The organism is Pacificispira sp. (assembly GCF_965228185.1).
In the GTDB taxonomy this organism is placed as follows: domain Bacteria; phylum Pseudomonadota; class Alphaproteobacteria; order UBA8366; family Aestuariispiraceae; genus Pacificispira.
In genome coordinates this window covers 110,507-124,930 of the sequence record NZ_CBDDHE010000009.1, presented here as the reverse complement: position 1 = coordinate 124,930, position 14,424 = coordinate 110,507, and the positions used below count along the sequence as shown (strand labels likewise).

At 59.9% G+C, this 14,424-nt stretch carries 13 protein-coding genes and 1 other RNA gene; 6 read left to right on the top strand and 8 right to left on the bottom strand.

Going from position 1 to position 14,424, the window contains the following annotated elements; all coding sequences use genetic code 11:
* Positions 1-16: 16 nt before the first annotated feature.
* From ACO06O_RS20145 to ACO06O_RS20135, 3 genes are read right to left on the bottom strand one after another with little or no spacing between them, the layout of a single operon-like run.
* On the bottom strand, positions 17-1,063 hold the full coding sequence (locus ACO06O_RS20145; RefSeq protein WP_420420326.1) for an extracellular solute-binding protein: 1,047 nt from the start codon (positions 1,061-1,063) through the stop codon (positions 17-19).
* A gap of 33 nt (positions 1,064-1,096) precedes the next feature.
* Complete coding sequence (locus ACO06O_RS20140; RefSeq protein ID WP_421884037.1) at positions 1,097-1,936, bottom strand: ABC transporter permease; 840 nt, start codon at positions 1,934-1,936, stop codon at positions 1,097-1,099.
* Positions 1,933-2,853: an ABC transporter permease gene (locus ACO06O_RS20135; RefSeq protein ID WP_421884033.1), complete on the bottom strand. Its 921-nt coding sequence runs from the start codon at positions 2,851-2,853 to the stop codon at positions 1,933-1,935. Before ACO06O_RS20135 ends, ACO06O_RS20140 begins: the two co-directional genes overlap by 4 nt.
* A gap of 316 nt (positions 2,854-3,169) precedes the next feature.
* Here ACO06O_RS20135 and ACO06O_RS20130 point away from each other — a divergent pair, with 316 nt between their 5' ends.
* Positions 3,170-4,405 carry an MFS transporter gene (locus ACO06O_RS20130; protein ID WP_421884029.1) on the top strand — a complete coding sequence of 412 codons (1,236 nt, stop codon included), beginning with the start codon at positions 3,170-3,172 and terminating at the stop codon, positions 4,403-4,405.
* Here the strand turns inward: ACO06O_RS20130 and ACO06O_RS20125 are convergent.
* Both ACO06O_RS20125 and ssrA read right to left on the bottom strand, forming a co-directional pair.
* Positions 4,402-6,039, bottom strand: coding sequence for a PAS domain-containing sensor histidine kinase (locus tag ACO06O_RS20125; protein ID WP_421884025.1), 1,638 nt, complete (start codon positions 6,037-6,039; stop codon positions 4,402-4,404). The genes ACO06O_RS20130 and ACO06O_RS20125 overlap by 4 nt on opposite strands.
* 124 nt (positions 6,040-6,163) lie before the next feature.
* Positions 6,164-6,533: a transfer-messenger RNA gene (ssrA, locus tag ACO06O_RS20120) on the bottom strand.
* 39 nt (positions 6,534-6,572) lie between these two features.
* On the opposite strand from ssrA, the gene ACO06O_RS20115 reads away from it, so the two are divergent.
* The 5 genes from ACO06O_RS20115 (at position 6,573) to ACO06O_RS20095 (ending at position 10,065) form a co-directional block, all read left to right on the top strand.
* Positions 6,573-7,367, top strand: a complete 795-nt coding sequence (locus tag ACO06O_RS20115; RefSeq protein ID WP_421884022.1) for a thymidylate synthase — start codon at positions 6,573-6,575, stop codon at positions 7,365-7,367.
* Position 7,368: 1 nt separating this feature from the next.
* Complete coding sequence (locus ACO06O_RS20110) at positions 7,369-7,746, top strand: TfoX/Sxy family protein (RefSeq protein ID WP_421884019.1); 378 nt, start codon at positions 7,369-7,371, stop codon at positions 7,744-7,746.
* Complete coding sequence (locus ACO06O_RS20105) at positions 7,743-8,273, top strand: dihydrofolate reductase (RefSeq protein WP_421884015.1); 531 nt, start codon at positions 7,743-7,745, stop codon at positions 8,271-8,273. Before ACO06O_RS20110 ends, ACO06O_RS20105 begins: the two co-directional genes overlap by 4 nt.
* A gap of 129 nt (positions 8,274-8,402) precedes the next feature.
* Complete coding sequence (gene trxB / locus ACO06O_RS20100; RefSeq protein WP_420420334.1) at positions 8,403-9,374, top strand: thioredoxin-disulfide reductase; 972 nt, start codon at positions 8,403-8,405, stop codon at positions 9,372-9,374.
* A 163-nt stretch (positions 9,375-9,537) separates the two neighbouring features.
* Complete coding sequence (locus tag ACO06O_RS20095) at positions 9,538-10,065, top strand: bactofilin family protein (RefSeq protein WP_421884011.1); 528 nt, start codon at positions 9,538-9,540, stop codon at positions 10,063-10,065.
* A 6-nt stretch (positions 10,066-10,071) separates the two neighbouring features.
* Here ACO06O_RS20095 and ACO06O_RS20090 read toward each other — a convergent pair whose 3' ends face one another.
* From ACO06O_RS20090 to ACO06O_RS20080, 3 genes are all read right to left on the bottom strand, one after another.
* The gene (locus ACO06O_RS20090) at positions 10,072-11,652 is read right to left on the bottom strand and encodes an aromatic amino acid ammonia-lyase (protein ID WP_421884008.1); all 1,581 of its coding nucleotides are present in this window, start codon (positions 11,650-11,652) and stop codon (positions 10,072-10,074) included.
* Between the two features lie 196 nt (positions 11,653-11,848).
* Complete coding sequence (locus ACO06O_RS20085; protein ID WP_421884004.1) at positions 11,849-13,174, bottom strand: hypothetical protein; 1,326 nt, start codon at positions 13,172-13,174, stop codon at positions 11,849-11,851.
* 25 nt (positions 13,175-13,199) lie between these two features.
* Positions 13,200-14,366 carry an acetyl-CoA acetyltransferase gene (locus ACO06O_RS20080; RefSeq protein ID WP_420420342.1) on the bottom strand — a complete coding sequence of 389 codons (1,167 nt, stop codon included), beginning with the start codon at positions 14,364-14,366 and terminating at the stop codon, positions 13,200-13,202.
* Positions 14,367-14,424 lie beyond the last annotated feature (58 nt).

Here is a 14,424-nt window from a genome sequence, read left to right as displayed (position 1 = left end):
TGGAACCGAAACCGGGTTAGGATTTCAGCTTCGTCCAGACCCGCTCACGCAGTTGCTTGGACGCGGGGCTGCACTGCTTGAAGCCCGACAGGCGCTCGCCGTATTCCTCCGGCATGTTGACCGCCGGATCGGAGGACAGGCTGGCGTCCAGAAACTCGCCGGAGCCGCGGATCGCGTTGGAATAGCCGGTGTAGTTCGACGCGATCGCCGCATTTTCCGGATCCATCATCCAGTTCACGAAGGCTTTCGCCGCGTCCATATTCGGCGCGTTGGCAGGCACCGCCAGCGTATCGGTCCAGAAGGTGACCCCCTCTTTCGGATAGACATAGACGGCGTCCGGCTTGTTCTTCTTCACGCGGTGCGCGGCACCGTTCCACTGCATATGGACCGCGACCTCGCCGGCGGACATCCGGTCGATCGTGCCGTCGTTCGAATAGACTTTCACATGCGGCTTCTGCGCCATCAGAAGGTCGAGAATCTTCTGCGCCTCGCCGGAATCCTCGGTGCATTTGTCGACGCCCAGATAATAGGCGGCGGCATTCCAGACGTCGCTCATCTCGTTCAGCATCGCGATATTGCCTTTCAGCTCGTCGCGCGGCTCGAACAACTCCTTCCAGCTCTGCTCCAGCTCACCGCCGGGGACCATGGCCGGGTCATAGGTGAAGCCCGTCGTACCCCACATATAGGGCGCGGAATAGGACCGGTCGGCGTCGACGGACAGCGTCTGGAACGGCGGCAGCACGTTGCCGAAATTCTCCATCTTGTTGACGCCGATATTCGCGACCAGGCCTTTCTCGATCATCGTGCCCAGCGTCGTCGGGCCGGGGAAGATCACGTCATATCCGCCGCCGCCGGCCTGCAGCTTGGCCAGAAGGTCCTCTTCCGACGCGTAATTGTCGATCGTGACCTTCACGCCGGTTTCCGCCTCGTACTTCTTCAGCAGATCCGGCGGGAAATAGTTGGACCAGTTGTACAGATGCAGTTCCTGCGCCGATGCCGCACCGCCGAGGGTCAAGCCCACGGAGAGCGCGAGCCCGCCGAGGATATGGGACATTTTCTTCATCTTTGTCTCCCGTTTCTCCTGTTGCGAGGACGGTTATCGGTGTTGCGTCTGCCCGCGTCCTCTACCGAGCAGAAGTGAAAGCGAAACCAGTGCGACCGAGACCAGCAGCATGATCGACGAGATCGCATTGACCTCCGGCGACACGCCGACCCGGATCAGGCCGAAGATGTAGATGGGAAGTGTGGTGGACCCGGCGCCGCCGACAAAGAAGGTGGTGACGAAATCATCAAGCGAGATGATGAAGGCCAGGACCGCGCCGGAGATGATCCCCGGCATGATCAGCGGCAGGGTCACTTTGCGGAAAGCCTTGCCAGGGGTCGCGTAAAGATCGCCGGCGGCCTCGATAAGTTTCGGGTCCAGGCCCTCCAACCGGGCGCGGATCGGCAGATAGGCGAAGGGGATGCAGAACACCGTATGGGCAATCATGACGGTGATCAGGCCCTGAGTGATACCGACCATCGCGAAGAACATCAGCGTCGCGACGGCGGTCACGATTTCCGGAACCGTCAAAGGCAGGGCGATCATCACATTCATCGCCGACTGGCCGACGAACCGGTCCCGCGCCATCCGCACGGCGGCCAGTGTGGCCAGCGCGGTCGAGGCGGTGGCCGCGACCACCGCGATGATCAGCGAATTCTTCGCCGCCCGCAGCATCTCCTCGTTCTGCAGCGCCTTCACATACCAGTCGATGGAAAAGCCCGACCAGATCGTCACCAACTCATTGGCGTTGAAGGACAGGGCGATCAGAACGGCGATCGGCAAATAGACATAGGCGAAGAACAGGACCGCCATGAAGGCGACACCCGGCCAGTGTTTGGCATCCCCCGGCGCGGCGCGGCGGATCGGTGAGGAGATCAAGGATCGTACCGTCATTGCGACCCCGCTTTCGGCCGCGCCTTCAGCGCATAGATCGTCATGGCGATCAGAACCAGGGACAGCAGCGCGAAGCCAAGCGCCGCGCCGAAGGGCCAATTCCGGGCCGCGCCGAATTGCAGTCCGATCAGGTTGCCGATCATCATGGTCTTGCCGCCGCCCAGCAGTTCCGGCGTCACATAGGACCCGAGACAGGGGACGAAGACCAGGATCGATCCCGCGATGATCCCCGGTTTCGCAGCGGGCAGCACGATATGCCACAGCGTCCGGACCCGGTTGGCGTAGAGATCGAAGGATGCCTCGATCAGCCGCGGGTCCAGCTTTTCAAGGCTGGCGTAGATCGGCAGTACCATGAAGGGCAGGAAGGAATAGGTCAGGCCGACCGAAACCGCGAACCCATTGTGCAGCAGCGGCAGCGGCTCGCCGATAATCCCGGTCCAAAGCAGGAAAGAATTGATCGTCCCGTGGTCGCGCAACAGCAGGATCCAGGCATAGTTGCGTACCAGCAGGTTAGTCCAGAAGGGGATCGTCACCAGGAACACCAGGATCGCGCGCCATTTTTCCGACCGGGTCGCCATGAAAAGCGCGGTCGGAAATCCGACCAGCAAGGACAGGGCGGTCGTGATGGCGGACAGCCAAACAGATCGAAGGATGATCGACAGGTAATCGAAGTTCCAGGACAGGCTGTCGTCCAGATTGCGCTCGAAGATGAAGCGCAGATAGGCTTCCGGGGAGTAGCTGTCCCAGACCACACTGCCGGAGAAGTCGCGCTCGTGGATCGAAATCCAGGCCATGAGCAGCAGCGGTACGACCATGAACACGCCGATCGCCAGCGCAGCCGGGCCAATCAAAATCGCCCTTGCGCGCCATGCTGCACGGCGCTGTCCGACCGAGTTTTCCGTAACGGCCATCGTCATTCATGGGACCAGTTCGAACCCGCCGATACGCCTTGATCGCGACCGGCTTCGGGTTCCAGACCCACGCCTTTTTCCGTTATTCTCGTCGTCTCCCCGCCTAACGGTAAGCGACTGGTCCGGCTATTCCAAGTTTTTTTATGCAATCGGTCAAATAAATTCGTGTGGCTGGGCGGGTCCCCAGGCGCGCCGGATCGCTGTTTCCGGCCGGCACAAGTCTTTTGCCACCACCGGATGGCCGCGGTTAGCCATTGCCGCCGACCGGAAGCCGGAGTAGGGAGCAAGGGTCCGCGCTGGACGACCTAGGGAACCCGTTGCCATGACCGATACTCTGTCTGCGCCTTCCGAGGCGGACAGCCGTTACGCTTGGACGCGGCTGTTCATCAGTCTGATCGTCAGCACGATCGGCGGTATCGGCTTGTGGTCTTCCGTTGTGGTCCTGCCGGTGATCGAGGCCGAGTTCGGAATCGACCGCGGCGGCGCGTCCTTCCCTTACATGGCGACCATGATCGGTTTCGCGGCCGGTGGGATATTCATGGGGCGGCTGGTCGACCGTTTCGGCATTGCCGTGCCGGTGGCGATTGCAGCGGTCATGTTGGGCGTCGGATACATCCTGTCCGCCTTCGCGACCGAACTGTGGATGTTCGTCGCCTGCCAGGCGCTGTTGATCGGGATGCTGGGGAGTTCCGCGACCTTTGCCCCGATGGTCGCGGATACCTCACACTGGTTCTTGAAGCACCGCGGCATCGCCGTGGCCATCGTCGCTAGCGGCAATTACCTGTCCGGTACGGTCTGGCCGCCGATCCTGCAGGAAAGTATCGCGATCATGGGCTGGCGCGACACCCATATCTGGGTCGGCATCTTCTGCATCGCGACCATGATCCCGCTGTCGATGCTGCTGCGCCGCCGGCCTCAGATCGATCAGGGACACGTCCCCGTCGCGCGCCGTGCCGCTGCCGGCCCGGCGCCGGCCTCGCCGACGGCGCTGCTGACGATCCTGGCCTTGGCCGGGGTCGCCTGCTGTGTCGCGATGTCGATGCCTCAGGTCCATATCATCGCTTATTGCGGCGACCTGGGATATGGCCCGGCGGTCGGGGCTGAGATGCTATCCCTGATGCTGGGGCTGGGCATTGTCAGCCGGCTCGCGTCCGGTGTCATCGCGGACCGGATCGGCGGGATTGGCACGTTGATCCTCGGATCGACCCTGCAGTGCCTGGCGCTGATTTTCTATCTTCCGTTCGACGGGCTGGTGTCGCTCTATCTGGTATCGGCTCTGTTCGGCCTGTCCCAGGGCGGTATCGTGCCCAGCTATGCCCTGATCGTGCGGGAATATTTCCCGGCACGTCAGGCCGGGACACGGGTGTCGATCGTCCTCATGGCGACCGTGTTCGGCATGGCGCTGGGCGGTTGGATGTCAGGTGAAATCTATGATCTGACGGGCAGCTACGAAGCCGCATTCCTGAACGGCATTCTGTGGAACCTGTTCAACATGGCTATCGCGGCCTGGCTGCTTTTCAGTCGGTTCCGGTCCGGTCGGGGACTGGCTGCCGCCTAGCCGGGGTCGGGGGCAGCCACAATCCGTTCGGACGGCATCCGCACGATGGCGCTGGTGCCGGTACCCACCACGCTTTCCAGGTGGATCGTCCCGCCGTGGAGTTCGCACAGCTTGCGGGCGATAGGCAGGCCCAGACCGGTTCCTTCGACCGCCATCCGCGTTGCCGCGTCCAGCCGCCGGAAACTTTCGAACGCTTGCTCCAGGCGGTCCGGTTCGATCCCGGGGCCGGAATCGCTGACCGCGATCTCCAACCGCCCATCTTCGGTGATCTGGGTCGTGATATGGATCTTGCCGCCGTTGAAGGAGAATTTGACGGCGTTGGTCAGCAGGTTGATCAGGACTTGCTCCAGCTTGACCGCATCCGCCCGCAGCCAGATGTCGCCCGGGCCGTCCAGCAAGTGCATGGTGACCGCCTTGCGGCGGGCGCGGTCCGACAGAATGGCGATGCTGTCCGACAGAATGTCCGACAGCCGGAACTCCGTTTCTCTCAGGGTTTCCTGCCCGGCCTCGATCTTGGACAGGTCCAGAATGTCCGACACGAGGCGCAGTAGGTGCTGCCCGCTGCGGTGAATGTCGTCGGCATATTCGGCGTAACGGCTGTGGCCGATCGGTCCTAAATGCTGCTGCTTCAGGATGTCGGAAAATCCGATGATCGCGTTCAGTGGCGTCCGCAATTCATGGCTCATACTGGCGACGAAGTCGGATTTTGCGCGGCTGGCCGCCTCCGCTTGTCGGCGTGCCTCCATCAATGATTGCTCCGCGCCTTTCAGGACGCTGACGTCACGGACGCAGACGATGACGACCGGCTCGCCGTCCACTTGGACGATGCGCCCGCGCAGTTCTGCCGGAAACCGTGTGCTGTCCTTCCGGACATAAACACCCTCCTGGACGATCAATTGGCCCAAACAGGAATTGCGCCAGTTCTCCAGAACGATTTCGATCGGCATGGATGCCTCGACATCCGCGACATTCATCATCAAGAGTTCATCGCGGCTATAGCCCAGGGCGTCGCAGGCTTGCTGGTTTACGTCGACGAACTGGCCGTCGAGATCATGGATGAATACGGCATCGGCGATCTCGTCGATTACCGTGCGGTAGCGCATCTCGCTGCGCCGCAGGGCGTCTTCCGTCCGGCGTTGCAGAAGCACTGCGCCGATCCGCTGTGCCACCATTCGGAAGGTTCGCTCGACCTCCGTGGAAACGATGATTGGGGCCTGGTCCAGAACGAAAACATGCGCAAAAACATCGCCGTCGGCGTCGTACACCGCCTTCGCGAGATAGCTTTCGATTCCCAGATGGCGCAGGAAGTCCGGCGCCGCGAACAGATCGGACACATCGCGCGGAAATGACCAGAACGGATCCAGGGGCGAAGAGAAATAGACCTTCTCGCAGGGGCCGTTTGCCAGGGGATAGGCGAAGGGCTGGATGGTTCCTTGGCGGTCATGCAACCGCTGGATTTCAACATGGGTCTTATCTGCCGATAGCACACCGATCCCGGCCAGGCGGCATCCGAGGGATTGGGATAGGGCGGAAAGCGCCGTTGGCAAGAACTCCGGATCGCCGGATTTCAAGCCGTCCAACGCCCCGAGGGCATTGAAATTTTCCAGGAATACCCGTTCTCGAAGGTCCGCCACATCCGCTCTCCCGGATATAGCTTAGTTCAAAACATGGTTAACGGGCCACAAAATATTCACATCACTGCATTAAACTTTTGGTGCGTGTGCCGTGACGGGACAGCCTGAGGTGGAATGTAAGGAAAGTGGGGGGTTCTGTTGCTGGGTCCCCCAAACCCCACCTGGAAACGGATGAGGTTTCCAGGAATTCCGACTTTGCTACTGAGGCCACTTACGCAGCGACAGCAACCATCTCGTCGTTATCATTCGCATTTAGCGATTCGGCCCGATAACGGCGGAACCATGCCGGGCGCGGACCTCTGCCTTTACCACGCGTGTCGATCCTAATTCGCCCCCATATGCCGGGAAAACCGATTGGAATTCCCGGCGAAACTGGTGGAGGCGCCGGGTACTGCCCCCGGGTCCACAACGCTTATTTCGCAGCGCCCTCTAGCGCCATAGTCGATTGCTCGACAGGAATACATATAGGCAGTATGACCGCGCGATGAAAGGGGTTTTCAGGTTGCCCCGGAATCTCCCTTAATGGTGTCGCCATGAAGCAATATCTCGATCTGCTGCGCGACGCGCGCGACAATGGGGCGGTCAAGGCCGACCGGACGGGCACCGGAACGAAGTCGGTTTTCGGCCGCCAGTTCCGATTTGACCTGTCCGAAGGCTTTCCGCTGGTCACCACCAAGAAGCTGCATCTGCGCTCTATCATTCATGAACTTTTGTGGTTCCTGCGGGGCGACACGAATATCGCCTATCTGAAGGAAAACGGCGTTTCGATCTGGGACGAATGGGCTGACGAGAACGGCGATCTGGGGCCGGTCTACGGCAAACAGTGGCGGTCCTGGGCCGCGCCGGACGGGCGCAGCATCGACCAGATGCAAATCCTGATCGACGGGCTGAAACGCAATCCGGACAGCCGCCGCCATATGCTCAGCGCCTGGAACCCGGCCGACATCGATGCCATGGCGCTGCCGCCCTGCCATTGCCTGTTCCAATTCTATGTCGCGGAAGGAAAGCTGAGTTGTCAGCTCTACCAGCGCAGCGCCGATATCTTCCTGGGCGTGCCGTTCAACATCGCGTCCTATGCGTTGTTGACCATGATGGTGGCGCAGGGGGTCGGACTGAAACCGGGCGATTTCGTCCATACGTTCGGCGACGCTCATCTCTATCTGAACCATCTCGACCAGGCCGACCTGCAGCTCAGCCGCACACCGCGCAGCTTGCCGACCATGGCGATCAATCCGGATGTCAAAGACGTCTTCGCCTTCCGGTTCGAGGATTTCGAACTGTCGGATTACGATCCGCACCCGCATATCTCGGCGCCGGTCGCGGTTTAGGATGGCGGTCAGCCCGGAATTGATGGAATGGCTGGCCGAACGTTTTGCGCCGCTGGGTCCGGTGCATCGCAAGCGTCTGTTCGGCGGCATGTGCTTCTATCTGGAAGACGCGATGTTCGCCGCCGTGTTGCGCGACACGCTGTATTTCAAATGCGATGACGATACCGCCGCTGCCTTCGACGCGGCCGGTTGCGAGCCCTTCGAGTATGACAAGCAGGGTGGCACGACGATTGTTCCCGCCTTTCGCCGCTGTCCGGATTCCGCGATGGATGACGAGGACGAATTGCTCGACTGGGCGCGATTGGGGATCGAGGCCGGGCGCCGAACCGCGATCGAGAAGGCGAAGAAGGCCGCCTGGAAGAAAGCGAAGAAGAAATGAGTTCCGCAACGGATCCCAAAATCGTTCTGGTCGTCGCCATGGCGCGCAACCGTGCCATCGGGATCGATGGCGGATTGCCGTGGCGATTGCCGGGCGATCTTGCCTTCTTCAAGCGGGTCACGATGGGAAAGCCGCTGGTCATGGGGCGAAAGACCTGGGAATCGCTTCCGCGTAAACCGTTGCCGGGCCGCCCCAATCTGGTCGTGACCCGTGCGGTCGGCTATTCGGCCGATGGGGCGGAAGTCCATGACACGGTGGAAGGCGCGCTGTCCCGCGCAAGGATCCTCGCGCGGGATGCCGGAGAAGTCTGTGTCATCGGCGGCGCCGAAATCTACCGCCAGACCCTGCCCTATGCCGACCGTCTCTATCTGACCGAAGTCGACGCCGAACCGGAGGCGGATACGTATTTCCCTGATATCGCCCCGGCGGAATGGCGGGAGACGGGGCGCGAGCGCGGTCCGCCGCCCCAGGACCCGTCCGTGGACGCGCCGGATTATCACTTTGTCGTTCTGGATCGCCGCAAATAGGCGAGAATCGGGTAGGAAGCGGTTGCGGATGCGCCCGCCGTGACTATGTTCTGGGACCGGTCGGCGGGCACCATCCGCAATCCCGCGCCGCCATAACTTTCGCAGCCAGAGACTTTCAAGGAATTCACCATGTCGGACACGCATCGGGTCAAGGTTCTCATCATCGGCGCCGGTCCGGCGGGCTTCACGGCAGCGATCTATGCCGCGCGCGCCAATCTGGAACCGATGCTGGTCGCGGGCCTGCAACCGGGCGGTCAGTTGATGATCACGACCGATGTGGAAAACTACCCAGGCTATGAGGACGTGATCCAGGGCCCCTGGCTGATGGACCAGATGCAGAAACAGGCGGAAAAAGTCGGTACCGACATCCGTCATGATCTGATCACCGAGGTCGACTTCACCCAACGCCCGCTGCGCGCGGTGGGCGACAGCGGCAGCGTTTATCTGGCCGACACGATCATCATCGCGACCGGCGCCCAGGCGCGCTGGCTCGGACTGCCGGCGGAACAGAAATTCATGGGCTTCGGCGTCTCCGCCTGTGCGACCTGCGACGGGTTCTTCTATCGCGGCAAGGAAGTCGCCGTGATCGGCGGCGGCAACACGGCGGTCGAAGAGGCGCTGTACCTGACCAACCACGCCTCCAAGGTCACGCTGATTCACCGCCGCGACAGTCTGCGGGCGGAAAAGATTCTGCAGGATCGGCTGCTGAAACACCCGAAGATCGAGGTCATCTGGGACACGGTCGTCGAGGATGTGACCGGTGGCGAGGATCCGCTGGGGGTCGAAGGTTTGGTCCTGCGCAATGTGAAAACGGATGCGAAGAGCGAACTGCCCGTCCACGGCATGTTCGTCGCCATCGGCCACGATCCGGCGACGGCAGTCTTCAAGGGCCATATCGAAATGGACGAGGAAGGCTACATCGTCACCGCGCCGGATTCGACGGCGACCGATATTCCGGGCGTCTTTGCAGCGGGCGACGTCAAGGACAAGACCTACCGACAGGCCGTGACGGCGGCCGGCATGGGCTGCATGGCGGCTCTGGAAGCCGAAAAGTTCGTCGCCGGCCTTGAAGACGGCGCGGCCTCCGAAGCAGCCGAGTAACTCTAAAACCCCGATAATATTAAGGGCTTAGGCCGCGCGGGGACCACGCGTCGGCAAAGCTTCACAATCGACCTGTTGTAGTTTCTCACCCGCTATTTTACCATGGATATTAGATAGTTAGCGCTATCAATATCTGGTCTGTTGGACGGGAGGGGATCACCACATGTTCGGTTCGAAGGAGCGTGCGGGTACGCCGCAGGCCATGGATGAAGGGCCGGTGGCCCGGTCTCATATCGCGGCGGGCATGTCCGTGACGGGCGATATCGAAGGCGATATCGACCTGCTTCTCGACGGCAAACTGGAAGGCAATCTGCGCTGCCGCTCGGTGACGATCGGTCGGTCCGGCGAATTGATCGGCCGGGTCCAGGCGCAGGAAGCGGTGATCGACGGACGGGTCGAAGGCAATATCGAAGCCAAGAGCGTCCGACTGAACGTCACCGCCACCATGATCGGCGATGTCCGGCACGACGTCATTGAAGTCGCCGCCGGTGCCAAGATCGAAGGCCGCTACAGCCGCATCGACGGTAAGGCGGGCGCCAAGCCGGTGGTCAAATCCTCGCACAAGACCGACAAGGGCGATGCCCCGCCGAAAACGCCGGCATCCATTGTGCCGGTCGACGATGCCGCGCCGGCACTGGCCGAAAAACCGACGGGCGAAGTGGTTGCCATGGGCGGCGGAAAGCCGGTCTGATCGCGCTTACTGTTCCGCTGCCGAGTATGCCGCTTCCACCAGATCGCCATTGACGACCAGGTCGATCAGCGGCGTCAGGGAGAACATGTCCTCGCCCTCCCGGTCGATCGGCAGTAATGGCAGCAAAGTCTCCACTACCGGCCGGACGCCCCGGCCCAGATCGTCCATCGCGATTCCTCTGCGGTGGATCGCCCAGACGCCGACCGTCAGCTCGATGGACGTGATCTTATAAGCAGCCTCTATCACGCGGGCCATGTCGGCGACGGCATGCATGGCCAGTCCCGCCGTGTCCTCCACGCCATCGGCCAATTGCCCGACGGAATTCAGCAGTACCGGATTGGCCCAGATCTTGGTCGATGCGATCAGCGACGCCGCAATATGGGACAGGTTCAGGAACTGGACGCCGCCGACGGCCCCGGATTCCCGTGCCAGCCCGGTCGGCAGGCCGGAAAAGGCGGGCCAGTGCTGCTTATGCAGCCGCTCGCCGGACAATTCGCACATCTTGGCCAGGATCTGACGCAGCGGATCGACGGCGGCCGTCAGTGCCGTCGAATCCATGTTCCCGTGGCTGATCACCATGCCGTTCGCGCTGTCGATCAGCGGGTTGTCGGTCGGCGCGTTCAGCTCGGTTTCCCAAACCTCCTGAGCGCGGCCGAGAACTTCCCAGCCGACGCCGTGAATCTGCGAGACACAGCGGAAGGATAGCGGATCCTGCAGGAATCGCGCCTCGCCCTCGCGCCAGAGGGCTGATCCGTTGAGCAGGGCACGCAGATGACCGGCGGAGCGCTTCTGGCCGCGACGGCGGTGGACGGCGGTCACCTGCGGCGCGATAGCACCGGGATTGCCGCGCAACCCTTCCAGTGCGACGGCGGCGGCGAGATCCATGGTCCGTATCAGGCGTTCCGCGGCGACGAGGCCCAGCCCGCCCATGCCGAGCGAGATGGCGTTGCTGTTCATCAGCGACAGCGCCTCTTTCGCGCCCGGCTCAAAGATCGAATCCGGGGCGCTTTCCAACAGGCCGAGGCCGAGCTGCGCCAGCGGCACCAGGTCCGACGCGCCGACGGAGCCGGATGCGTCGACCGGCGGAATGCGGTTGTCGTTCAACCGCTGAAGAATGCGCTGAACCAGTTCGGGGCGGACGCCGCTGGTCCCCGTCGCGAACAGGTTGGATTGGATCGTCATGGCCGCACGCGCGACGGATGGATCCAAGGTCGGCCCGGGCACGCGGGTCGCATGGGCGGCCAGCAGGCGGCGGTTGAACGATGCCAATTCGGTCTGCTGAACGCCGGAATCCTTCTGAGACCCGACACCGGTGGTGATGCCATAGGCCGGGCGCCCGGACTGCACGATGCCCTCGACCACTTCGCGGGCATCGGCGATACGCTGCCAGGCGTCGTCGGCCAGGGCCGCCTTGTGATGCCCGACGGCGATCCGCGCCAATTCGTGCAGCGTCAAATCGTTCCCGGTCAGCGCGATTGCATCCTGCGGCCCCTCCGTCGCCGGCACGCGGGGCAGGGCGGCGGGGGCCGGGGAGACATAGGAGGGCGAGACGGCGGGCGTCTCGTTCAAGGGCGTCTGAATCGTCATGACCGTATCCGGGTGCGTCTCTTATGTTTGAACAAAAAGGCCTGCCGCCCGTATAAGGCAGCAGCCTGTCGTTCCGCAACCGGGGTATGCGACCTGTTTATCCTGTTTCCGCGCCGTCGGGCAGATTGGCCCCAAAACTCAAGCGATGATCCCACATCTGGAGACATGGTGGGTGGAGTAAACAAACTTGTAATTACTATTGTAACATGGTGGTATTTGAAATATTTAATGTTTCACCGCTAGATGAAATTACTGATGATGATATATATTTTATTAAAACTATATCATAGTGCAGATATTTTTCTTCTTCTGAATATGGCATTAGTGGTGGAAGTTTGTTGTTTTCATCTGATTTTGCGTGAACTATTCTACATCTTATTTCGTAAATCCTTCTAGATACTTCGTCTAGGAGGTCTGGATTTCTAGTATCAGCACGCACATTCTGGGAGGAGAGAGTGCTTTTCTCCCTCAATTTCTGAGAAAGATCCTCTTGAGAGTTGATAAAATCAACCAGGTCATTTTCATCGATGCAAGATTTCACTGTAGATTTTAACTGCTCTAGTTCCGAGCCATAAACTCTAGATGAACTGCTAGTGGAAACTCGAAATATTTTCTCTATATCTGCATCTCTTTCTATTTTGAAATTTGGTCGCCTAAGAATATTTCTTATGTTTTCTTTTGCTTCTTGACGAGAAAATTTTGGGAAAAAGAACTCTATCGATTGATAGAATGCAAGGTATTGCATCAAAGGCATTTTCCTGGCTGAAATGGCGTACCAGTATAGGTTTATCGCGTCTGCCTCATACTGAATCTTTGGAAAGGAGATTTCTGGATAATCATTCTTTGTTCCGTATATTATATTTAAATCCATTCTCCTAGATGTATTTCTTCTTGATAACGACAGTGGCAAATCACATTCTTGTTCGATTTGGAAAAAAAGGGAGTTTGATATCATTTGTAAAGTTTCTTTTATGTAATGGTGACTCCCTGTTGTATGTAATGACAATGTCATTGATAATGATCTAGGGCTAGAGTACGGGGATAATACTTTATTAAAATCGCTTGGTTTTCTTAGAGATATAGAGAATTTTCCATTGAAATCCAGAGAAAGTAGATCAGAGCTCCCCTTTTTAGGTTTCTCTCCTTTTATTTTTTGGTAAGACAATCTAAACAATCGGCTAGATAGCATTGACCCGAACGGGTCTAGTGCGACAACGTTCGCGTGTACGATGCCTGTTGAACTTTCATAATATGCATCTAATCCTTCAATAAACCTAATGTCCTCGAAATTGTTATTTAGGATTGTTTCAGCATCTTCCGGATCAGAAACTGTAACTGTTCGCGAACTCTCATTTTCCTGAATTTCAATTTCGAGGTCAAACGGGTAGTCCCCGAAGGTGAGGTCATCACGAAAGCAGCTAATCTTTGCAGCGCCGCAGCGAAGTTCAATTCTCTGAACTAAACTCTCGAAATTGGCTACATCTTCAACACTAGGTCCCTCATCGAAATCTTGATCCATCATTGAACCCCCATCGTTCTAGGCGGCCTTACTTCACCGCTTCCAGGATCGACACGTAGTTCGCGACCGCCGCGCCGCCCATGTTGAAGATGCCGCCCAGTTTGGCGTCCTTGACCTGCATGTCGCCGGCGTCGCCGCGGGTCTGCATGGCGGTCATGACATGCATGGACACGCCGGTCGCGCCGATCGGGTGGCCCTTTGCCTTCAGCCCACCCGACGGATTGACCGGCAGTTTGCCGTCCTTTGCCGTCACGCCGTCCAGCGCGGCCTTAGCGCCTTCGCCGGGCTTGGCGATGCCCATCGCCTCGTACTGCATCATCTCGGCGATGGTGAAGCAGTCATGGGTTTCGACGAAGCTGAGGTCGTCCAGCGACAGGCCGGACTTGTCGAATGCCTGATCCCAGGCCCGCGCACAGCCGTCCAGGAAGGTCATGTCGCGCTTCGACATCGGCAGGTAATCGTTGACCTGTGCCCGGGCGCGGAAAGCGACCGCCTTCTTCATGCCCAGGGCCGTGTCCATATCCGCCAGGACCAGCGCCGCCGCCCCGTCGGAGACCAGCGAGCAATCGGTGCGCTTCAGCGGGCCCGCTACCAGCGGGTTCTTGTCCGAAACGGTGCGGCAGAACTCGAAGCCCAGATCCTTGCGCAGCTGCGCGTAGGGGTTGGCACAGCCGTTCTTGTGATTCTTGGCCGCGATGGCCGCCAGGCCGTCGCTCTGATCGCCATACTTCTGGAAGTAGCCGTTGCAAATTTGGCCGAAGACCCCGGCAAATCCGCCCTCGGTCTCGCCTTCCTCTTTCAGATAGGAGGCCTGCAGCAGGATACCGCCGATTTCCGGACCGGGCGTTGCCGTCATCTTCTCGACGCCGACGACCAGGACGACCTTGCCCTGTTTGGCTTCCAGATAGTTCACGCCCTGATGCACGGCGGCGGAGCCGGTGGCACAGGCGTTTTCCATCCGGGTCGACGGCTTGAAACGCAGGCCGTCCACCGTGTTCATGACCAGCGAAGAGCCGAAATCCTGTTTCGAGAAGCCGCCATTGTACCAGCCGAGATAGATCGCATCGACATCTTCCGGGGCGACGCCCGCATCCTTCAGGGCCTCCTCGGCGACACGGCCGACCAGGGATTCGACATCCTCGCCCTCCAACTTGCCGAAGGGGGAATGGGACCAGCCTACGATCGCTGCGGTCATAACGGGGCTCCTCTCTGTTCGATTTGTATCGTTGAAATGGGTTTTACCGCAGCGCGAT